The organism is Microbacterium sp. SORGH_AS_0862, assembly GCF_030818795.1.
GTDB lineage: Bacteria > Actinomycetota > Actinomycetes > Actinomycetales > Microbacteriaceae > Microbacterium.
Genome location: NZ_JAUTAY010000001.1, coordinates 720,895 through 741,121, shown reverse-complemented (window position 1 = coordinate 741,121; position 20,227 = coordinate 720,895). Strand labels below are relative to the sequence as shown.

The following is a 20,227-nucleotide window of genomic DNA, read 5'->3' as shown; positions in this document are numbered from 1 at the left end:
TCAGTCGGCGAAGACGACGCCGGGATTGAGGATGCCGGTGGGATCGAAGACGCGCTTGATGTCGCGCTGCAGCTGCCACTGGCGTGCGCCGAGCTCGTCGCGCAGCCACCGGCGCTTGAGCACGCCGATGCCGTGCTCGCCGGTCAGCGTGCCGCCGAGGCGCAGTGCGGAACGGAACAGGTCGTCGGCCGCGCGCCAGACGACGTCCGGCACCTCGGGGCCGGCGAAGACGAAGTTCGGGTGGAGGTTCCCGTCTCCCGCGTGGGCCACCGTCGGGATCGTGAGTCCGTAGTCGCGCTCGATCCGCACGATCTCGTCGAACATCGCAGGCAGTGCCGATCGCGGCACCGAGACGTCCTCGATCAGCGTCGTGCCGAGTCGCTCCATGGCCGGATGCAGCGACCGCCGCATCTGCAGCAGCGCCTCACCCTCCGCGTCGTCCGCGGCGACGCGGACCCGGCCGCCCGCATGCTCGAGCACCTGCGCGATGCGGGCGGCGTCGTCGGCGGCCGTGGGGCCGTCGGTCTGCACGGTCAGCAGGCTCGATCCACCGGTCGGTGCGGGCAGGGAGAGGAGCGCGTGGACGGCGGAGAGGCTCGCCGCATCCATGAGCTCCATGATCGCCGGTTGCACGCCGGACGCGGTGACGGCGGCGGCGCCCGCAGCGGCGGCGCGCACGTCGCTGAAGGATGCGGTGAGTGTGCGCGTCTGCCCGTCGACGAGGCGCCGCAGCTTGAGGGTGGCGCCCACGACGACCCCGAGCGTGCCTTCGGACCCGATCATGAGCGACGTCAGATCGAGCCCGGTCACGCCCTTCACGCTGCGATGCCCGAGACGGACCAACTCACCGTCGGCGAGGACGACGTCGACGCCGAGGACCGCGTCGCGCACGACGCCGTACTTCGCGCACAGCAGCCCGCCCGCACCGGTGGCGATGTTGCCGCCGACGGTCGAGATGGCGCGGCTCGCGGGGTCGGGCGCCCACCACACCCCGTGGCGGGCGAGCTCGGCGTTCAGCTCGGCGTTGATGACGCCGGGCTCCACGACGGCGAGCAGATCGTCGGGGCGGATCTCGAGGATGCGCCTCATCCGCGCGAGCGAGAGCGCGATCCTGCCGGTGCCGACGTTCGCGCCTCCCGCGAGCCCGGTGCCCGCGCCCCGCGGCACCACCGGCGTGCCGGTGGCATGTGCGATGCGCAGCGCGACCCGCACGTCATCGACGCTCTCGGCGTGCACGACGGCCAGGGCGCGGCCGTCGGCGGCATGTCCGGACTTGTCGGCGCGGAAGGTCTCGAGGGTCGCCTCGGTCGTGTCGATCCGGTCGCCGAGCGCCTCACGCAACTGGTCGACGACCGACGCGGTCATGCGAAGCGGCGGCGTCCGACGACCAGGCCCACCGTGACCGCGACCACGGCGTAGGCGATGCCGATCCAGGTGAGACCGAGGGACCACAGGGCGGCGGTCGCGGCGGCGTAGACCAGGAGCTCAGCGATGGCACGCACGAAGGGGTGCACCGCGAAGACGGCGCGCGGTGAGACGAACAGCGCCCACAGCACGATCGCGGCGGCGGGGGTCAGGATGCCGACGACGAGGTTCCACGGGAACGGCCACGTCGCGAAGCCCCAGATCGCCAGGGCGACCATGCCGCCGATCTCGCACAGGAACGCCACCACGTCGAGGGCGGACAGTGCGGGGCGCGTGCCGGCGGGCAGGGGCGCGGACGAAGGGGTGCTCACTCAGCCATTCTACGCGGGCACCCGGCGCCTCCTCGCGGAGAAGCAGCCCGGCGGGGTCAGGCCGGTTCGCCGTCCCGCCACACCCCGGCGACGCGCAGGTCCGGAGTCAGCAGCACCGCGTCGGCGAGGCGCCCCGGCTCGAGGGCTCCGAGGTCCTCCCGTCCGAGCACGCGCGCGGGGGTCTCGGTGAGCGCCCGCACGGCCACCGCCAGAGGAACCCCCGCCCCGACAGCGACGCGCAGCGCTGCATCCTGCGTCAGGGTGGACCCGGCGATCGTGTCGGTGCCGGCCACGTGCGCGATGCCGCCCGCGACCTCGACATCGAGCGCGCCCAGGCGGTACGTGCCGTCGGCGGGGCCCCGGCGGCGGCCATCGCGTCCGTCACGAGGGCGAAGCGATCTGCGGCGGCGGATGCGGCTATGCGCACGACATCGGGATGCAGGTGCACGCCGTCGGCGATGATCTCCAGCACGATACGGTCGTCGGCGAGTGCCGCCCCCACCGGCCCGGGGGAGCGGTGGTGGAGACCCGGCATCGCGTTGAACGCGTGCGTCACCACGCGCGCTCCCGCGTCGAAGGCCGCGGCTGCGAGGGAGGCGTCGGCGGAGGTGTGTCCGACGGCCGCGACCGCGCCCGCCTCCACGACGCGGCGGACGGCGTCGAGGCCGCCCGGGAGCTCCGGGGCCAGCGTCACCTGGCGCACGGTGCCGCCGCCGGCTGCCAGCAGGGTGTCGAGGGTGTCCGGGTCGGGCTCGCGAAGGAGATCTCCGGCGTGCGCTCCCCGGTGACTCGGTGCGAGGAAGGGGCCTTCGAGATGCGAGCCGAGGATGTCGGGATCGGTGCGGGTGAGGGCCGCGATCATCGTTAGTCGGTCGACGAGATCGTCGAGCGTCGCCGTCGCGAGCGACAGGACGGCACGTGTGGTGCCGTGCGCGAGGTGCAGTGCGCGGGCGGCGCGCACCGCATCCGGTCCGTCTTCATACGAGTGGCCGCCGCCGCCGTGCCCGTGCAGGTCGATGAATCCCGCCGTGAGCGCGGCGTCGCCGCCGGCGTGCGCGCGCGCATCGACGATCGTGTCGCCCTCGTGCGCGCGCCAGCCTTCCCCCGTGCCACGGTGCGTGATGCGGCCCACATCCCAGCGCACCCAGCCGTCCGGCGTCTCGCGGCCGCCGTCGACGATACGCGCGGAGTGGACGATCACGCTCATGGTCGCCGCCACGGAACGTCGTCGATCCGGCGATAGGCGAGTCCGTCGGCATCCCACCGCGTCGCGAGATCCGCGAGGCGTTCGCGGAAGCTCTCCCACGATCGGGATGTGCTCGCCGACCACGCCACCTCGGCCGCCGCGGCGAGGCGTGGGAACACCATCTGCTGGATGTCGTCCTCGGTGCGGATCGTCTCGGTCCACAGCGCCGCTTCGATACCCAGGATCTGCTCCTCGCGGATGCCGGAGACGACGTCGGCGGGCTCCCAGGCGTACGCGCGGCGCAGCGGCGTCGGCCCGTTCGCCCAGGTGAGGCCCAATGGGCAGTCGGCGTTGTCCTTCATGTCGAGGTACACCGCGTCGGCGGGGGAGAGGATGAGGCGTCCGCCGCCCTCGACGAAGCCGCGCGCCTTCTCATCGGCGCCGTCCACGGGGTGCACGAAGCCCCAGTACTGGCCGATCGTGCCGGCCGCGAGGTTCGTCGCGGTACCGGCCTCGTGCCAGGCGACGGGGGTTTTCCCCAACGAGGTTACGAGCGCGGTCACCTCCGCGATCGCGGCGTCGTAGTCGTCGCGTGAGGTGCCGAGCGCTTCGTCGCCGCCGATGTGCACATAGGGTCCCGGCGTCAGAGCGGCCAGTTCGGTGAACACGTCTCGCAGGAAGGCGCTCGTCTCGCGCTCGCCGATGCGCAACGAGGAGAACCCCACGCCGAAGCCGGTGTAGGCCTGACCTGCGACGGGAAGGTCGCCGCCGAACTCCGCGGCCGTCTGCTCGAGCTCGGCCGAGATGACGGGAGGCCGGACGATCTCCGGGTACGCGAGCCCGACGGCATGCGTGTGGCCAGGCACGTCGAACTCCGGGATCACCGTGATGTGACGCGAGGCCGCCGCATCCAGGATTCGTCGCCAGTCGGCGCGCGAGTAGCAACCGCCCGCATCGCCCAGGGCCGCCGAGCCCGAGGCGGTCTTGGCCAGGCGGGGCCGCGAATCCAGGGCGAGTCGCCAGCCCTGATCGTCGCTGAGGTGCAGGTGCAGCACGTTGAGCTTGAGCTCCGCCATCCGCTCGAGAAGACGTTCGACGACGTCGACGGCGAAGAAGTGACGGGCGACGTCGAGCATCAGCCCGCGGTGGGCGAAGCGCGGGGAGTCATCGATCGTGACGGCGGGCCACACCCACCCCTGCCGCGTGGGGGCCACGAGCTGCAGCAGCGTGTGCACGCCGTGCTGGAGGCCTGCGGCATCGGATGCGGTGAGTTCGACCCTGCGAGCGTCGACCGCGAGTCGGTACGACTCCGCGGCGCCCTCGCCGTCGATGCGCAGGCGGATCGCGGCGCTCGGGGTCGCGGGGAGCGAGAGGCCCGTGCGCCGGTGCAGCCGCGCGATCAGGAGCGCGACCGCTTCCGCCTCGCCGGTGATCGAGACCGCATCCGTCAGCGCGAAGGCGCCGTCGCCGAGGGCCACGGACGACGGTCGCGGGATGAGGCCGGTTGACATGTAAGGAACCTTAACAAACCCGTTCCCGGCGCACCATGCGTTCGTCCGAGCGGCACCGTGCGTTCAGATGTCCCCGGTGTCCGCTTCCGGTATGCTCGATGCCGTCGCGACTGGCGTTGAGGTGGATGACCACCGGGGAGCGACCGACACGGTATTCGGCCGTACGCCTGGGCCGATACGGAACCCATCTGTCCGAAACCGTCGTCAGGGAGAGTCATGACCGACCCGTACTTCAACGCCCCCCTCGCAGAGGTCGACCCCGAGATCGCCCAGGTTCTCGAGCGTGAACTCGAGCGTCAGCGCGGGTATCTCGAGATGATCGCGTCCGAGAACTTCGTGCCCGTCTCGGTGCTGCAGTCGCAGGGCTCCGTGCTCACGAACAAGTACGCCGAGGGCTACCCCGGTCGCCGCTACTACGGCGGCTGCGAAGAGGTGGACGTCGCCGAGGAGCTCGCGATCGCCCGCGCGAAGTCGCTGTTCGGCGCCGGCTTCGCCAACGTCCAGCCGCACTCCGGTGCCTCTGCCAACGCCGCGGTGCTGCACGCGATCGCCCGCCCCGGCGACACGCTGCTCGGCCTCTCGCTCGACCAGGGCGGCCACCTGACGCACGGCATGAAGATCAACTTCTCCGGCCGGCTCTACAACATCGTCGCGTACGGCGTCGACCCGGAGACGAGCGTCATCGACATGGAAGAGGTGCACCGCCTCGCCGTCGAGCACAAGCCGAAGGTCATCATCGCCGGCTGGTCCGCATACCCCCGCCAGCTCGACTTCGCGCGCTTCCGCGAGATCGCCGACGAGGTCGGCGCGTACCTCTGGGTCGACATGGCGCACTTCGCAGGCCTCGTCGCCGCGGGTGTGCACCCGAACCCGGTCCCGCACGCGCACGTCGTCTCCTCGACCGTGCACAAGACGATCGGCGGCCCCCGCTCGGGCTTCATCCTCACGAACGACGAGGAGCTCGCGAAGAAGATCAACACCGCGGTCTTCCCCGGCCAGCAGGGTGGTCCGCTCATGCACGTGATCGCCGCCAAGGCGACCGCGTTCAAGCTCGCCGCGACTCCCGAGTTCAAGGAGCGCCAGGAGCGCACGGTGCGCGGCGCGGCGATCCTCGCCGACCGTCTTGCGCAGCAGGACGTGAAGGATGCGGGCATCGCGGTGCGCTCGGGCGGCACCGACGTGCATCTCGTGCTCGTCGATCTCCGCGAGGCGGCCATCGACGGCAAGCAGGCCGAGGACCTCCTCCACGACATCCACATCACGGTCAACCGCAACGCGGTGCCCAACGACCCGCGTCCGCCGATGGTCACCTCGGGTCTGCGCATCGGCACGCCGGCGCTCGCCACCCGCGGGTTCGGCGACGCGGAGTTCACCGAGGTCGCCGACATCATCGCGCTCGCGCTGCTGCCCGGCGCCGACGTCGAGGCGCTGCGTACCCGCGTCGCGGCCCTGACCGCGGCCTTCCCGCTGTACCCCGACCTCCAGCAGTGATCGGAACGGATGCGGCAACACCGGGTGTTGCCGCATCCGTATCCCTACGTGCATAGTGATTGAGTACCCTCGGTCGCGACCCTGCGCTCATCGCGCAGATCGGCGCGTGCTCGGGGCGGGCTCGAAGAGGAGACGACAATGACCGCGATCACACTCGACGGCGTCCGCACCGCGGCCGCGATCAAGGAAGAACTCACCGCGCGCGTGGCGGCACTGGCCGAACGCGGCGTGGTCCCCGGCATCGCCACGGTGCTCGTGGGGGCCGACCCTGCCTCGCAGCTGTACGTGGGCATGAAGCACAAGCAGTCCGTCGCGATCGGGATGAACTCGATCCAGCGGGAGCTGCCGGCGGACGCCACGCAGGAGGACGTCGAGGCATTGATCGACGAGCTCAACGCCGACCCGACCTGTCACGGGTACATCGTGCAGCTGCCGCTGCCGAAGCATCTCGACACGGATCGCATCCTCGAGCGGATCGACCCCGACAAGGACGCCGACGGACTGCACCCCACCAACCTCGGCCGTCTCGTGCTGAACGTGAACACCCCGATCACCTCGCCGCTGCCGTGCACGCCGCGCGGTGTCATCGAGCTGCTGCAGCGCAACGGCTACGACCTGGCCGGCAAGCACGTCGTGGTCGTCGGCCGCGGCGTCACGATCGGCCGCTCGATCGGACTCCTGCTGACGCGCCGCGACATCAACGCCACGGTGACCCTGACCCACACCGGTACGGCGGACCTCCCGTTCCACCTCGCCCAGGCGGACGTCGTGGTCGCGGCCGCCGGCGTCAAGCACCTCGTTCGGGCCGAGCACCTGCGCGCGGGCGTCGCCGTGCTGGATGTCGGCGTCACGCGTGAGACGCATCCGGAGACGGGCAAGAGCATCGTCTACGGCGACGTGCACCCCGACGTCGTGGAGGTCGCCGGTTACGTGTCGCCGAACCCCGGCGGCGTGGGGCCCATGACCGTGGCCCTGCTGCTCACGAACGTCGTCGAGGCCGCGGAGCGCGCCGCGGGTCTCTGACCGGCCAGTGCCCGGCACAGCTCAGGCGGATCGGGTGCCGCCCGCATCCGTCGTGCGCAGATGCGAGATTCCGCCTGAGCCGTGCAGTCTGTGCCCTCACGCCGTATGGGCGGTGTTCTCCTGCGGGTCGAAGCGGTAGGCCCAATCCTCGATCGCGCGCAGCGCCGTCCCATCCACACGATGCAGATGCCGGTGGGACTGTTTGCTCATCACGATCAGGTCAGCGGCGCGGAGAACGCCGAGATGGTGCGACGCGGCGAATCGGCTGATGCCGCTCGCCTCGGCGAGTTCGAGCACGCCCGCCTGTCCACGGCGCGCGCACCGCAGATGCTCGAGCATGGCGAGTCGATCTTCATGAGCGAGTGCACGGAACACGTCCGCCATCCCGGTGGCCATGGCGCTCAGGCTGCCTTGAGTCCGACGTCCCGATGGAGCCGGCGGGCGTTCTCGATGAGCTCAACGCCATCGGGCCCCCAGAGCAGGCGCATGATGCGTGCCTCGTTGGCAGCGTTCTGGATGTCACGGATATCGTGCTCTCTGCGTCGGAGCACGTCGTCGGACTTGGCCACCTGCTCGGCGGTAAGGCCTGCGGCCCGCTGCAGCCGCTCAGGCAGGGCGGCGTTCATGACGTCGTGCCACTGCTCGTACACCTCGGTCAGTGCATCTGTGGCGAGCGCATGGCTGGGATGCCAGTTCCGCTGGCCCACCAGCTTGTACTGCTGGATCATGTGGATGCCCGTCTCGCGGTCGCGGAAGACGCTCTCTCGCATCCCGAAGTACGGACTGTAGGTGTCGTAGAGTGCGTCAAGATCGGCCATGTTGCGGGGGATCTCCGACTCCTCCGCCCCGACGAGGCGCAGGTACGCGCTCATCTCGCGCACGTACTGGTCGCGCTGGGTCTCCGTGAGCGCGTGCGGGGGCTCGTCGCCGTGCCAGGCGAGCTTCTCGTAGACGAAGAGCATCGCGTGCATCTCGGTGATGGCGGCCCACATCGCATCCCGCGGTTCGGCCGCGGCGTAGCCGCCCAGCGAAGGATCTTCAGGGTCGATGACATCGCCGTGAACGTGGCCGTGGATGCGATGGAGGTGCGCCGCCATCTTCGTCGCCGTGGTCGTGTCGCCGAGCCACATGGGTGCGTGCATGCCGGAGTTGCGCTGGAACCGCTCGAAGAACTCGAACATCGTGAATCGTCCGGATCGCGCCCGACGCGAGATCGGATCAGCGTCGCGGATCCCCGCGGTGATCGGCTTGTACATGAACTGCACGGTGCCCTGGGCGGCGGTCTCGAAGACGATGGTCGCCGGGTGCAAGATCACCTCCCACGCGATCGAGCCGGGGCCGAAGAGACCGTAGTCGGGGGATCCGTCCGGCTTCTGCGAGTGGCCGGCCGGGACGACCTCACCGAACCGGCGCCACCGGGCGGCATCCCCGAGTAGCAGCTCTTCGGTGAGGACCAGCCCTGCCGATCCCGAATCGACCGGCGCAGCAGTCGTGTCCATGTGAGACTCCTTTGTCGCAATTACGTACGTGAACCGTACGAAACGGAGATTAGCGTCGGCGCGATGCATGCGCAAGAGTCGGATGCGACCTCCGTGGCCGCTTCGACCGGGCGCACTTGTCGGTATCGTGAGGGTCGAGCCGAGACCGGGGGAGGGTGTGAGCGCAGGAGTGGATCGTCAGAGCGGGCGCCCCCGCGACCCCGAGATCGGCGCGAAAGTGCTCCTCGCCGCGCAGCGCGTGTACATCCGCGCGGGAAGAGCAGGCTTCACCTTCGAGGCCATCGCGCGCGAGGCCGGCGTGGGCAAGCCCGCGATCTACCGCCGTTGGTCGTCCGCGGAAGAACTGATGCGCGACGTCCTCGGCTCGCACGTCTTGGTGCCCGCCCATAGATCCGACTCCGGTATCCGCGAGCAGTTGTTCGAGATCGCGCTCGCGACGCTTCGGCTCGTGCAATCCGAGCAGGGGACATTCATCCTGCGCGTGAGTGCCGAGCGCCAGACGCAGCCCGAGCTGTTCGACCGGTACTTCGATCGCCTGCGCGAGGTCATCCACACGCAGAACCGCGATCTCGTCGAGCAGGCTGTCAGGCGGGGCGAACTGGCAGGGGATTGTGACCCGGACGCTCTGCTGCTCTCGATCACCGGCGCCATGCTGGTGGGGGCGCTCATGGGTTTCGCGCCCGATCCCGCCGTCGCCCCCGCTGCCGCGGCGCAGTTCTGCCGGGCGGCGGTCGATCAGACCCTCGCAGGGGTGCTCTCCGACGCTCCGTCGAGCCACAACGGCTGATCGGCGACGAGGGGCCCGAGCGTCCACCGCCGGCGCACAACTCAGTCGAGCGGGCTGCTTCCGGCCGGATCCGATTCGACGGATGCGGCTTCTGACTGAGTTGTGGCTGCGCCCGCCGCCACGCGACTCAGTCGGTCCTCGCGGTGAGGAAATCGCTGGCCACGCGCCGATCGATGTCGTCGGGCACGCCGTGCACGCCGTCGGCGGCGAGACCCTGCGCGACCGCTGCGAGGGAGCGCGCCTGCAGGGTGAGGCCGAGATCCATCGCCTCGATCGGGTTGCCGAGTCCGGCGACGAGATTCACCATCCGGTTGTCGGCGACGACGTGGATCGTCCGACCGTCCGCTGTCGTGTAACTCGCGTGGTACGCCTCCGACGCCACGGGTGAGCCGAGGGCTGCAAGCTCCATCTCCCAGGCGTGGTGGCCGACGCCCGCGATGCACACTCCGTCGGGCAAGTGCGCGATCTCGGCGGCGCCCACCACTCCGGGAGCGCCCGTGGCGAGAAAGAGCAGCTGCGCGTTGGACAGCGCGCGAGTCATGTCGGCGACGATGAAACCCTCGAGCGACGCCTCCAGCGCTCGGTAGGGGTCGGTGTCCACGACTGTCACGAGCGCGCCGAGCTGGCGCAGCGTCTGGGCGGTGCCCCGGCCGCACGGCCCGTAGCCGAGCACGGTGGCTCTCGCCCCGGGGACCATGAGGTTCGTGGCGTTCATGAAGCCCTGAACGACGGACTGGCCCACCCCGAAGCGATTCTCGACGAGCAGCTTGAGCGGGCTGTCGTTGATGACGATGACCGGATGGCGCACAGCGTCGGCGCGACGGCGCAGCAGGATGCCGCCCGTCGTGGTCTCCTCGGTGCCGCCGATGAGGCTCGGTGCGGGGTACCCGTCGAGGACGGCGAGGAAGAGGTCCCCGCCGTTGTCGAGGATCAGATGGGGGTCGTGCGCAAGGACATCGGCGACACGGGGAGCCGCGTCATCCCGCGCCGCGTGCACGGTGACGCCCGCGCGGCGGAGGTCCTCCACCGTGTCGTCGCGCGTCGTCCCGGGGGAGCCGGTGAGGGAGATGTCTGCGCCGGCGGCGGCAAGCAGCCGGACGAGGACGGCGGTCTTGGGTTCGACGTGCAGGCACATCGAGATGCGGAGCCCGCCGAACACGCGAGCGAGCTCGTGCACGGCGGTGCGGGTCAGGGGCATGTGCGTCTCGGCCCAGTCGAGGCCGGGCGCGGGCAGGGTCGGGTAGCGAGAGGAAGACATGGGGATTCCGATCGATCGAGTGAGAAGAGGGCGTGCGGCGTCGACCGCACGCGTCACTGATACAGATCGGCTCGGTACGAGTGATCGCCGAAGAGCACCGCGCCGCGCGGGTCGTCGGAGACCGGGATCGTCATGGCGGCAGCCTAGGGCATCGCCCGCGGTAACGTGCCGGTGATCTGCGACTGAGACGATCGCGTCATGCTCACCCTGCGCGGCGCGCGCCGCATCCTCGTCGACCGTCGCACGGAGCGCGACGGCAACCTCGTTCTCGACGGCGCCGTGGTGTCGGCGGCGGCCGAGGCACCGGGCGAGCAGCTCGACGTGTCCGGCTGCGTCGTGACACCGGGGCTCATCAATGCGCACCACCACCTCCTGCAGACCGGCTTCCGCACGCTGCCCGGAACCCGCGGCGTGCCCATGCGGGACTGGCTGCCGGCGATGGCCGCGGCATATGCGGGCGCCGGCATCGACGCCTCCCTGACCGGCGCCACGGCCGCCGCAGGCATCGCCGAGTCGCTGCTGAGCGGGGTGACGACGGTGGCCGATCACCAGCTCAACTGGCCGGATCCGTCGCGCTCACCGCATCCCGTCGACGACACGGTCGCGATCGCCCGGTCCATAGCGGATGCGGCCGCGGAGCTCGGCGCCAGGCTCGTCTTCGTCCGTGGCTCGGCCCGGGACGCCCCCGAAGCGGCCGAAGCGAGCGCGCGTGCCATCGCCGCCCACTTCCTCACGCCGGATGCGGGCGGGGTGAGCTCAGACGGGATGCTGCAGCTCGCGGTGGGGCCGGCGGGCGTGCACTCCGACGGGGAGGAGACCTTCCGTGCGCTCGGTGCCGTCGCGCACGAGTACGGCCTCCGCCGTCGCACGCAGGCGAACGAGCAGGTCGACACGCAGATCGCGTTGGATCGCTACGGCCGGCGACCCCTGGACCTGCTGGAGGAGTGGGGCTGGCTCGCGCCCGATGTCACGATCGCCCACCTGTGCGATGTGACCGACACCGAGATCGACCGCCTGGCCGCGGCGGGGGTCGCAGCGACGCATGCCCCCGGTTGCGACGTGCCGATGGGATGGGGAATCGCCCCCGTCGCACGGATGCGGGAAACAGGCATCGAGGTGGGGCTCGGCACGTCCGGCGGTGGCTCCAACGACGCCGGGCACCTGCTGGCCGACGCGCGGCTGGCCCTGCAGGTCTCGGCGCTCGTGGGTCCGCAGCTCGACGCGCGTGACGTGCTGGAGATGGCGACCGCGGGCTCGGCGGCAGGGCTCGGTCGGCCCGAACTCGGTCATCTGAGGCCCGGAGCCGCCGCAGATGTGTGCGTGTGGGACGTGGACTCGGTGGCGGATGCGGGCGTCGCGGACCCCGTGGCGGGGCTGCTCTGGACCGCCCCCGGGCGCCGGCCACGCCACGTGATCGTCGCTGGCCGTGTGGTCGTGAGCGACTACCGTCTCGTGAGCGGCGACGAGCGCGACATCGTCGAACGGCTACGCACACGGGTCGGTCGGTGACGGGCGTGGCGCACTCAGAGATCGAGCACGATCCGTTCGCACGCCGCGCGCGAGACGCAGACCATCATGACGGTCGAATCGCGCTGCTCGATCGGAGTGAGCACCGAGTCCCGGTGCTCGATGTCGCCCTCGAGTACCGGGACCTCGCACGTGCCGCAGGTGCCACGGCGGCAGCTCGACAGCACGAGGGTGTCGGGCGACTGCTCGCGGATCGCGTCGAGCACCGACTGCTCGGGCGAGACCACGACGACGTCGCCGCTCATCGCCAGCTCCACCTCGAACGGGCCCGGCCACACCGGCTCCCCGAACTCCTTCGCCTCGAAGCGCTCCACGTGCAGCGCGCGCTCGTCCACGCCCGCATCCAGGGCGTCCAGCATCCGCTTCGGGCCGCACGCGAACACCGCTGTGCGGTCGTCGAGGGACGCCGTCAGCGCGTCGATGTCGAGGCGAGCGCCCTCGTCGGCGGCATGGATGCGAACGCGGTCGCCGAAGGCGTCGGCGAGCTCCGTCGCGAAGGCCATACCGGACCGCGTGCGCCCGGCGTAGTCCAGCTCCCACCGGGCACCGGCGGCCTCCGCCGCGACGGCCATCGCTCGGATCGCCGTGATGCCGATCCCACCCGCCACGAACCGGTAGCTCGTGCCGGGGGTGACCTCGAACGGGAAGTGGTTGCGGGGACCGCGGACGCGTACGCGTGCGCCGACCGCGAGCTCGTCGTGCACGCGCACCGATCCGCCGCGCCCACCGGTCTCGCGCAGCACGGCGATGCGCCACCGGCCACGCTCTGCGGTGTCGCCGCACAGCGAGTACTGGCGTTCCACCGGGCCGGTGCCGTCGGCATCCGGGAGGATCACATCGAGGTGGGAGCCGGGGGTCCAGGCGGGCAGATCACGCCCGTTCGGAGACGCCAGATCGAAGGCGAAGATGTCGCCGGTGAGCGCGGTGCGCTCCACCACGACGAGATCGCGTTCGACGTCGCTGAAGTAACTCACAGCGCGCCACGCTAATCGGCCCGTGTGACGAGCAGATGACGACGGGTGCGTTACCGGCGGGAAATGCGCGACGGATACGGTCGGCGCTGGCGCCGGACAGCGCCGGAGAGAGAGCACCATGACCGAGTCGCCGCAGATCACGATGATCGATCGGATCGCGGGTGCCACGCTCGCGGACGGCTCCCGCGTCGACGTCACGATCGCCGACGGCCGGATCGCCGCCGTGACGCCCGCGACCGCCGTCCCCGCGACCGGCGCGCACGATCTGTCCGGCTACATGCTGCTGGGCGCGGCGGCCGAGCCTCACGCGCACCTCGACAAGGCGCTCAGCTGGGACGCCATCCGCTCGCCCATGGGCGATCTCCGCGCGGCCATCGCCGCCTGGCGCGTGTACGCCGAGACGATGACCGTCGCCGACGTCACCGAACGGGCTCGCACGCAGGTGCTCCGGATGCTGCGCAACGGCACCACCGCCATCCGCACGCACGTCGACGTGCTGCTGGGCGACGCGCCCCTTCGCGGCGTCGAAGCTCTCGTCTCGATCCGGGAAGAGCTGGCCGCTCTCGTGGACATCGAGATCGTCGCCCTCGCCGGTCCCGACGTCCCGACCGCGCACCTGGAGGCGGCGTTGGATGCGGGTGCCGACGCCGTCGGCGGAGCCTCCCACCTCGCCGACGACCCGATCGCCGATCTCCACCGGCTGCTCGATGTCGCCGAGCGCCGCGGCGTGCCCGTCGATCTGCACACGGATGAGGGGCTTGCGGCAGCCGTGACCCTCGACGCCTACGCGCGCCGCACCCGTGGCTGGTCGCAGAACCGTTCCGCGGGTCACTGTGTGCGGCTCGGCACCCTCGATGAGCCGGTGCGCGACGAGGTGATCGCGGAGGTCGTCGCGTCGGGGGTGGGCATCATCGCCAACCCGATCACGAACCTGTCGCTGCAGGGGTGGGGCGTCCCCGTCGCGACCCCGCGCGGCATCGCGCCTGCCCGGACGCTCCTGGGGGCGGGCGCGCGGTTCGCCGCCGGTGCGGACAACGTACGCGACCCGTTCAATCCGCTCGGCCGCGGTGACGCGCTCGAGACTGCGATGCTCCTCGTCGTGGCCGCGCACCTGACGGCGGACGAGGCGTACACCGCGGTCTCCGCCGGGGCGCGCGAGGTCATGGGGCTGCCGGAAGCGGGAGTCCTCGTCGGTGCGCGCGCCGACCTGCTCGCCGTGCGGGCGGACTCGCTCGTGCAGGCGATCGCGGAGGCGCCGGCCGACCGTCTGGTGATCCGCGGTGGGCGGGTCGTGGCGGCCACGACGACCGAGGGCTGGGTCGCCGCCCCCTGATCGCAAACCGCGTGTTGCGTGCGCGAAACATGAACGGCGCATGATGATCGCGGGCCACGGCCTCTGCGCGGCGAGTGACTCATCACCCGGCTCGTCGCGCTCCTTCGTCGGGAGATGCACGCGAAGGAGGATTCCCATGACCGCACCCGACTACGCCGCCCTCGAGGGGGAACTGCGCGAGCTGCTGGGGCCCCGCGGCGTCTCCAGCGACATGCGCCAGCGCGAGAAGGCATCCGTCGACGGTGCGCGGATGTCGCCGATCATCGCCGAGATGCTGCCGCTGGGGATCGCCGACCTCGTCGCATTCCCCACGACCGCGCAGGAGATCGCGCAGGTCGTCGGCCTCGCCGCGCGTCGTGGCGTGGCCATCACGCCACGAGGCAAGGGGACCGGCAACTACGGGCAGGCGATCCCCATGCCGGGCGGACTCGTGCTCGACACCTCGCGCGCCCGCACGATCGTGGAGGTGGGTGACGGCTGGATCACGGCGGATGCGGGTGCGCCGATGAACGCCCTCGAGGCCGCCGCCCGCGCGGCCGGTCAGCAGCTGTGGATGTACCCGTCGACCGTGCACACCACGATCGGCGGGTTCCTGGCGGGCGGATCCGGCGGAACGGGAACGATCGCGCACGGCTCGAACGACGCCGGCTTCGTGGTCGCGCTGGAGGTGGCGACGCCCGCATCCGAGGGCGCTCTGCGGCATGTGGAGGGCGACGAAGCGCAGGGCTACGTGCACAACTACGGCACCGCGGGCATCATCGCCCGGGCCACCGTTCGTCTCGAACCGCTGCAGGACTGGCGCGGCCTCTACGCGTCGTTCCCCGACTTCTCCGGAGCCCTGTCCGTGTTGCGAACCCTCGGCCGGATGACGCCCGCGCCGCGGCTCGTGTCGGCCGACACCCCGCACATCACCGCGCAGCTGCCGCCGGACGAGGCTTTCCCGGAGGGGCGCAGCTCACTGCGCATGATCGCCGACGCCCGCATCCTCGACGAGGCGGTCGCCGTCATCGAGCAGGCCGGCGGGAGGGTCGAGGACGTGCGGGAGGGGCCGGGCGTCAGCGCCGCCATCTCCGTGCTCAGCTACAACCACCCGATCGAGTGGCTGCAGAAGTCCGAGCCGGGCGTGTACTTCCACGTCGAGGTCTCCGGTGACGCTCTGGTGGAGCGCATCGACGAGGTCCACGCCGTCTACCCCGGTGGTCAGCTGCACATCGAGGCGGGCCACACTGTCCCGATCGGGATGCTGGCGGGTGTCTACGAGAGCCCGGAGGCCGTCTACGCCGGCATCGAGCGGCTCGGCGAGCTGGGCGTCGGCGTGCACAACCCCCACCAGTGGAACGTCGACTTCCGCCTCGGCGAGACGGTGGAGCTGGCGCGGCGCACCGACCCGCAGGGACTGCTGAATCCGGGCAAGCTCAACCCCGACTACGCCGGCCCGACCAAGGGGGCGATCCGATGACGGCGACCACGAGGCGATGGGACGACCTCTCGGGGCCCGCGCTGGTCGCGGCCACGAGCGACCGGTCGATCGCCGTCGTGCCGATCGGAGCGATCGAGCATCACGGTCCGCACCTGCCGCTGCGCACCGACACGCTGATCGCGGAGGCGGTCGCCACCGCTGCCGTCGAGCGCGTCGCGGCGCAGGGAGTGGATGCGTGGCTTCTCCCGACGCTCGCGTACGCCAAGTCCGATGAGCACTACTGGGCTCCGGGAACGCTCTGGATGGAGGGGACGACCCTGCTTCAGCAGCTCATCGAGATCGGCCGCGCCATCGCGCAGACACCCGTCCGCACGGTCGCCTTCGTCAACAGCCACGGCGGCAACGTCATGCTTCTCGGCTGCGTCAACCGGGAGCTCCGGCGCCGATTCGGGCTCCGCTCGTTCTCGATGGGCTCGGGTGCGGGCGTCGCGGGCGACGGAGGCGACGGTCGTCCGGACGAACTCGGACAGGGCATCCACGCCGGATGGGGCGAGACCTCGGTCGTCATGCACCTGGCGCCGCACCTGGTGGCGAAGGAGCTGCCGCCGCGCAACGTGCCCGAGCGCATCGCGGGGCTGACGCACATCGGCTTCAATGCGAAGCCCGTGATGTTCGGCTGGACGAGCGACGACTTCGGTCCCGACGGCGTGATCGGGGATCCCACCGGTGCGAACGCGGAGGACGGGCGGCGGATCTTCGAGGCCGGCGTCGACTTCGTGGCGGAGGCCCTCACCGAGATCGACGGATTCGAGTTCGCATGACCGGTCCTCCCGCATCCGACGTCGTCGCCCTCAGGGTGCCGCGCATCGACGTGGCCACCGACCCGGTGCACGCCGACGACCCGCCACGCGATCCCCTCGCCCTCGCGGCGTCGTGGCTGCCCGGGGAGGGCGAGGAGCGCGCCCTCATGACGCTGTCCACGGTCGACGAGGACGGCTTCCCTCGCGCCCGCACGGTCATGCTGACCGAGTTCGACGGGGAGCGCTTCTTCTTCCACACGGATGCGGCGAGCCGGAAGGTGCGCGAACTCAGCCTCAATCCGCGGGTCGCGCTGACCGTGCTGTGGCCCGGATTCACGCACCAGCTCGTCGTGCAGGGGACTGCGGCCGTGGCGGAGGAGGACGAGATCGCCCGCGCCTACGCGGACCGTTCCGACTACCTGCGCCAGCTCGCCTGGCTGAACACCGCCGAGTACGCCCGCCAGCCGCGTGCGCGCCGGGAACGGCAGTGGGCCGCGTTCGCCGCCGCGAACCCGCATCCGGCGCAGCCCGACGGCTGGATCGGCTACGCGGTGCGCCCGCGACGCATGCTGTTCTGGACCTCGCATCCCGCAGCCGCGAGCCGCCGCCTCGAATACGTCCGCGAGGACGGTGGCGGCTGGATCTGTCGGCACCTGCCCGGCTGAGTCAGCGGCCCATGCCGGCGCCTGCGGGTGCGCCGGTCGGAGAATGTACGCGATGTCGGAGGATCCGCGCCGTATCCTCCGACATTCGCGTGAATCTCCGACCGAGAGAGTGCCCGGGCCGGTCAGACGCCGGCGCCTGCTCCGGCTCCGGCTCCGGCTCCGGCTCCGGCCCCCGCGCCCGCGGGCATGCGGCGCCGGTGCAGGCGCCCCGCGTCCTTCGCGCCCAGGCGGGCCGCCTCGGCGATCCACGCCCGCCGTCTCTCGTCGCTGCGGTGGCGGACCTGATCGAAGCGGGTCACGCCGATCGTGCGCACGCCGCAGTAGCCGAGCACGGCATTGCGCAGACTCGTCTCCGCCGCGTGGCGGTACACGACCGCGTTCCACACGCGCGGCGAGTCCATCGTCATGACGATGCGGGCGGTGCGGCCGGTGAGGAGCTTGTCCCACAGGGGCCCGCTGGGGCGGTAGCGGAACGCGAACCCCGAGAGGAAGACACGGTCGATGAAGACTTTGAGGGCGCCGGGATAGGTGCCCCACCATTGCGGGAAGAAGAACACGAGATGCTCGGCCCACGCGATGTCCTCGATCGCTCGCGCGGCGACCGCATCCAGGGGTGCGTCGTCGGGCGTGCGGGGCATCCGCACCTCGCCCGCCGTACGCGGATGAGCGGGGGCGTCTTCGGCGGCGAGGTCGATCACGCGGACGTCCGCCCCCGAGGCGCGGGCCGCATCCGCATACGACGCGGCGAGGGCGTGGGTGAGGGTGTCGGGCAGCGGAGTGCCGACGATGACGACGATCCTGGTGCTCACGGTGTCTCCTTCTCTCGGACGAGCTCCGTCAGCACCTCCAGCTGACGGGCGAGCACAGCGCGATCGACTCCGGTGTCGATCAGGCGCGGATCGTCGAAGAGACTCATGAACTCGGCGTCGAGCTCGCCGCCGGCGCGCTCGACGAGGCTCGCGCCCGCATCCGTCAGCCCGACGAGGATGCGGCGCCCCGGACCGTTCGAGGTTCGCACCCACCCGGCCTCGGCGAGGTGCGGCATCCGCTTGCTGACGGCGGCCTTCGTGACCATGAGGCACCGCGCCAGCGAGGTCAGATCGAGCGGTTGCCGATCGGCGATCGTGGCGAGGTAGATGAAGTCGCCGATCGAGATCCCGTAGCCGCCGCGCAGACGTGCATCCGCGAACGCGTCGACGGTCGCGACGAGTTCGTGCAGGGTGAAGGAGATCCGCTCGGCCACACTCCGAGTCAACCAGTTGACACACTTCGAGTCAACCAGTTGACATGTCTCGGGCGTGCGACGTCGGAGAATCCGCGTGCCGTCGGGGGATGCGCGGCGAATCCTCCGACGGGCGCGTGAATCTCCGACCGACGGCGCGGCGACAGCCGAGGCTGCAGCGGAACCCCTCGCTGTACGCGACGGCGAAGCGGGATGCGGGGGCGCGCCGCGCGGGCGAATGCTCGGGGCTTCGCGGCGGATGAGAATGGGCAGGTCCCGACGGCGGGACGACCTGACCGAGGAGAGCCGAGATGACCGCACTCACCGAGACCGACCTGCTCGCCCGCGTCCGCCCGCAGCTGTTCATCGGCGGCGAGTGGCGCGACGCATCCGACGCCCAGACACTCGACGTGCGCGACCCCGCCACCAACGCGGTCGTGAAGACGATCGCGAGCGCGACGGTCGCCGACGGTGCGGCGGCGCTGGATGCCGCGGTCGACGCGTTCGAGTCGTGGTCGCGGACCCCGGCGCGTGAGCGGGCGGAGCTGCTGCGCCGTGCGTTCGATCTGCTGCAGGAGCGCAAGGAGGAGTTCGCGCTGCTCATGACGATCGAGATGGGCAAACCGCTCGCGGAGGCCCGTGGTGAGGTCGTCTATGGCGGCGAGTTCCTGCGGTGGTTCAGCGAGGAAGCCGCCCACGTGCAGGGGCGGTACGGCGCCAACCCCGAGGGCACCGGCCGCATGATCGTCTCGCAACATCCCGTCGGGCCGTGCTACCTCATCACCCCCTGGAACTTCCCGCTCGCGATGGCCACGCGCAAGATCGCCCCGGCGCTCGCCGCGGGCTGCACGGTGGTCATCAAGCCGGCGGAGCTCACGCCGCTGACGACGCTGTACTTCGCCCAGCTGCTGCAGGATGCGGGTCTGCCCGACGGTGTGGTCAACGTGATCACCACCTCGCAGTCGGGCGCCGTGTCGGAGCCGATCATCCGCGACCCGCGCCTGCGCAAGCTGTCGTTCACGGGCTCCACCCCGGTCGGTGTGAAGCTGCTCGAGCAGGCAGCGGGCGGGGTGCTCCGCACCTCGATGGAGCTGGGCGGCAACGCGCCCTTCCTCGTCTTCGACGACGCCGACCTCGACAAAGCGGTGGAGGGAGCGATGCTGGCGAAGTTCCGCAACATCGGTCAGGCGTGCACCGCCGCCAACCGCTTCCTCGTCCATCGCGGCGTCGCGGAGGAGTTCGCGCGTCGCGTCACCGAGCGGGTGCAGACGATGCGCGTCGGTCGCGGCACCGAGGACGGCGTGGCGATCGGTCCGCTCATCGATGACCGCGCCGTCGCGAAGGCGGAGGCTCTGGTCTCGGATGCGGTCGCGCGTGGCGCGAGCGTGCGCACGGGCGGCGCGGCGATCCCGGGGGAGGGCACGTTCTTCGAGCCGACGGTCGTCTCCGACGTCGCGGCGGGAAGCGACATCCTCCGCGAGGAGATCTTCGGCCCGGTGCTGGCGATCGCTCCCTTCGACACCGAGGACGAGGCCGTCGCCCTCGCCAACGCCACCGAGTACGGACTGGTGTCCTACGTGTTCACCGAGAACCTCGCACGCGGCCAGCGCATGATCGAGCGCCTCGAGACCGGGATGATGGGACTCAACGTGGGTGTGGTCTCCAACGCGGCCGGCCCGTTCGGAGGGTGGAAGTCGTCCGGGCTGGGGCGAGAGGGCGGCGCCGAAGGCATCCACGAGTACCTGCAGACCAAGTACACGCTCACCCCGAACCCCTTCGCCTGAGCCGCGGAGGA

The 20,227-nt window shown here is 71.1% G+C and carries 18 protein-coding genes, 1 pseudogene and 1 riboswitch; of the genes and pseudogenes, 9 read left to right on the top strand and 10 right to left on the bottom strand.

Annotated features, from left to right (window positions below; all coding sequences use genetic code 11):
- From QE377_RS03510 to QE377_RS03490, 4 genes and pseudogenes are all read right to left on the bottom strand, one after another.
- A complete protein-coding gene (locus tag QE377_RS03510) occupies positions 1-1,365 on the bottom strand; it encodes an FAD-binding oxidoreductase (protein WP_307319722.1) in 1,365 nt (454 codons plus the stop codon).
- Positions 1,362-1,736: a YrdB family protein gene (locus tag QE377_RS03505; RefSeq protein WP_307319720.1), complete on the bottom strand. Its 375-nt coding sequence runs from the start codon at positions 1,734-1,736 to the stop codon at positions 1,362-1,364. The genes QE377_RS03510 and QE377_RS03505 overlap by 4 nt, the downstream gene beginning before the upstream one ends.
- Before the next feature lie 56 nt (positions 1,737-1,792).
- A pseudogene (nagA, locus tag QE377_RS03495) lies at positions 1,793-2,943 on the bottom strand (N-acetylglucosamine-6-phosphate deacetylase).
- Positions 2,940-4,433 carry a beta-N-acetylhexosaminidase gene (locus QE377_RS03490; protein ID WP_307319715.1) on the bottom strand — a complete coding sequence of 498 codons (1,494 nt, stop codon included), beginning with the start codon at positions 4,431-4,433 and terminating at the stop codon, positions 2,940-2,942. Before QE377_RS03490 ends, nagA begins: the two are co-directional and overlap by 4 nt.
- A 96-nt stretch (positions 4,434-4,529) precedes the next feature.
- A riboswitch (ZMP/ZTP riboswitch) is annotated at positions 4,530-4,613 on the top strand.
- Positions 4,614-4,649: 36 nt separating this feature from the next.
- On the opposite strand from QE377_RS03490, the gene glyA reads away from it, so the two are divergent.
- Both glyA and QE377_RS03480 read left to right on the top strand, forming a co-directional pair.
- Positions 4,650-5,924 (top strand): serine hydroxymethyltransferase, encoded by a 1,275-nt coding sequence (gene glyA, locus QE377_RS03485; RefSeq protein ID WP_307319713.1) that lies wholly within the window; start codon positions 4,650-4,652, stop codon positions 5,922-5,924.
- A gap of 138 nt (positions 5,925-6,062) precedes the next feature.
- On the top strand, positions 6,063-6,947 hold the full coding sequence (locus tag QE377_RS03480; protein WP_234073473.1) for a bifunctional methylenetetrahydrofolate dehydrogenase/methenyltetrahydrofolate cyclohydrolase: 885 nt from the start codon (positions 6,063-6,065) through the stop codon (positions 6,945-6,947).
- Between the two features lie 96 nt (positions 6,948-7,043).
- On the opposite strand, the gene QE377_RS03475 is transcribed toward QE377_RS03480, so the two are convergent.
- On the bottom strand, positions 7,044-7,343 hold the full coding sequence (locus QE377_RS03475; RefSeq protein ID WP_307319712.1) for a helix-turn-helix transcriptional regulator: 300 nt from the start codon (positions 7,341-7,343) through the stop codon (positions 7,044-7,046).
- A gap of 5 nt (positions 7,344-7,348) precedes the next feature.
- Positions 7,349-8,446 carry an oxygenase MpaB family protein gene (locus QE377_RS03470; protein WP_307319710.1) on the bottom strand — a complete coding sequence of 366 codons (1,098 nt, stop codon included), beginning with the start codon at positions 8,444-8,446 and terminating at the stop codon, positions 7,349-7,351.
- A gap of 157 nt (positions 8,447-8,603) precedes the next feature.
- Here QE377_RS03470 and QE377_RS03465 point away from each other — a divergent pair, with 157 nt between their 5' ends.
- Positions 8,604-9,233: a TetR/AcrR family transcriptional regulator gene (locus tag QE377_RS03465; RefSeq protein ID WP_307319708.1), complete on the top strand. Its 630-nt coding sequence runs from the start codon at positions 8,604-8,606 to the stop codon at positions 9,231-9,233.
- Positions 9,234-9,360: 127 nt separating this feature from the next.
- On the opposite strand, the gene QE377_RS03460 is transcribed toward QE377_RS03465, so the two are convergent.
- Positions 9,361-10,491, bottom strand: coding sequence for an adenosylhomocysteinase (locus tag QE377_RS03460; RefSeq protein WP_307319707.1), 1,131 nt, complete (start codon positions 10,489-10,491; stop codon positions 9,361-9,363).
- Positions 10,492-10,689: 198 nt separating this feature from the next.
- Here QE377_RS03460 and QE377_RS03455 point away from each other — a divergent pair, with 198 nt between their 5' ends.
- Positions 10,690-12,000: an amidohydrolase family protein gene (locus tag QE377_RS03455; protein WP_307319706.1), complete on the top strand. Its 1,311-nt coding sequence runs from the start codon at positions 10,690-10,692 to the stop codon at positions 11,998-12,000.
- A 14-nt stretch (positions 12,001-12,014) separates the two neighbouring features.
- Here QE377_RS03455 and QE377_RS03450 read toward each other — a convergent pair whose 3' ends face one another.
- The gene (locus tag QE377_RS03450) at positions 12,015-12,992 is read right to left on the bottom strand and encodes a PDR/VanB family oxidoreductase (RefSeq protein WP_307319705.1); all 978 of its coding nucleotides are present in this window, start codon (positions 12,990-12,992) and stop codon (positions 12,015-12,017) included.
- A 118-nt stretch (positions 12,993-13,110) separates the two neighbouring features.
- On the opposite strand from QE377_RS03450, the gene QE377_RS03445 reads away from it, so the two are divergent.
- The 4 genes from QE377_RS03445 to QE377_RS03430 all read left to right on the top strand — a co-directional run bounded on the left by QE377_RS03445 (position 13,111) and on the right by QE377_RS03430 (position 17,210).
- The gene (locus QE377_RS03445; RefSeq protein WP_307319704.1) at positions 13,111-14,325 is read left to right on the top strand and encodes an amidohydrolase family protein; all 1,215 of its coding nucleotides are present in this window, start codon (positions 13,111-13,113) and stop codon (positions 14,323-14,325) included.
- 136 nt (positions 14,326-14,461) lie between these two features.
- Complete coding sequence (locus QE377_RS03440; RefSeq protein WP_307319703.1) at positions 14,462-15,784, top strand: FAD-binding oxidoreductase; 1,323 nt, start codon at positions 14,462-14,464, stop codon at positions 15,782-15,784.
- Positions 15,781-16,566, top strand: a complete 786-nt coding sequence (locus QE377_RS03435) for a creatininase family protein (RefSeq protein ID WP_307319702.1) — start codon at positions 15,781-15,783, stop codon at positions 16,564-16,566. The genes QE377_RS03440 and QE377_RS03435 overlap by 4 nt, the downstream gene beginning before the upstream one ends.
- Entirely contained in the window at positions 16,563-17,210 is a 648-nt protein-coding gene (locus QE377_RS03430) for a pyridoxamine 5'-phosphate oxidase family protein (protein WP_307319701.1), read from the top strand. The genes QE377_RS03435 and QE377_RS03430 overlap by 4 nt, the downstream gene beginning before the upstream one ends.
- A gap of 122 nt (positions 17,211-17,332) precedes the next feature.
- Here the strand turns inward: QE377_RS03430 and QE377_RS03425 are convergent, their stop codons facing one another.
- On the bottom strand, positions 17,333-18,019 hold the full coding sequence (locus QE377_RS03425; protein ID WP_307319700.1) for an NAD(P)H-dependent oxidoreductase: 687 nt from the start codon (positions 18,017-18,019) through the stop codon (positions 17,333-17,335).
- Positions 18,016-18,453 (bottom strand): MarR family winged helix-turn-helix transcriptional regulator, encoded by a 438-nt coding sequence (locus QE377_RS03420; protein WP_307319699.1) that lies wholly within the window; start codon positions 18,451-18,453, stop codon positions 18,016-18,018. The genes QE377_RS03425 and QE377_RS03420 overlap by 4 nt, the downstream gene beginning before the upstream one ends.
- Before the next feature lie 290 nt (positions 18,454-18,743).
- Here QE377_RS03420 and QE377_RS03415 point away from each other — a divergent pair, with 290 nt between their 5' ends.
- Entirely contained in the window at positions 18,744-20,216 is a 1,473-nt protein-coding gene (locus QE377_RS03415; protein WP_307319698.1) for an NAD-dependent succinate-semialdehyde dehydrogenase, read from the top strand.
- The last annotated feature ends 11 nt before the right edge of the window (positions 20,217-20,227 follow it).

Coding starts and splice junctions, on each gene's coding strand:
- QE377_RS03510 (WP_307319722.1), bottom strand. CDS start 1,365: ATGACCGCGTCGGTCGTCGACCAGTTGCGTGAGGCGCTCGGCGACCGG.
- QE377_RS03490 (WP_307319715.1), bottom strand. CDS start 4,433: ATGTCAACCGGCCTCATCCCGCGACCGTCGTCCGTGGCCCTCGGCGAC.
- glyA (WP_307319713.1), top strand. CDS start 4,650: ATGACCGACCCGTACTTCAACGCCCCCCTCGCAGAGGTCGACCCCGAG.
- QE377_RS03480 (WP_234073473.1), top strand. CDS start 6,063: ATGACCGCGATCACACTCGACGGCGTCCGCACCGCGGCCGCGATCAAG.
- QE377_RS03475 (WP_307319712.1), bottom strand. CDS start 7,343: ATGGCCACCGGGATGGCGGACGTGTTCCGTGCACTCGCTCATGAAGAT.
- QE377_RS03470 (WP_307319710.1), bottom strand. CDS start 8,446: ATGGACACGACTGCTGCGCCGGTCGATTCGGGATCGGCAGGGCTGGTC.
- QE377_RS03460 (WP_307319707.1), bottom strand. CDS start 10,491: ATGTCTTCCTCTCGCTACCCGACCCTGCCCGCGCCCGGCCTCGACTGG.
- QE377_RS03455 (WP_307319706.1), top strand. CDS start 10,690: ATGCTCACCCTGCGCGGCGCGCGCCGCATCCTCGTCGACCGTCGCACG.
- QE377_RS03445 (WP_307319704.1), top strand. CDS start 13,111: ATGACCGAGTCGCCGCAGATCACGATGATCGATCGGATCGCGGGTGCC.
- QE377_RS03440 (WP_307319703.1), top strand. CDS start 14,462: ATGACCGCACCCGACTACGCCGCCCTCGAGGGGGAACTGCGCGAGCTG.
- QE377_RS03435 (WP_307319702.1), top strand. CDS start 15,781: ATGACGGCGACCACGAGGCGATGGGACGACCTCTCGGGGCCCGCGCTG.
- QE377_RS03430 (WP_307319701.1), top strand. CDS start 16,563: ATGACCGGTCCTCCCGCATCCGACGTCGTCGCCCTCAGGGTGCCGCGC.
- QE377_RS03415 (WP_307319698.1), top strand. CDS start 18,744: ATGACCGCACTCACCGAGACCGACCTGCTCGCCCGCGTCCGCCCGCAG.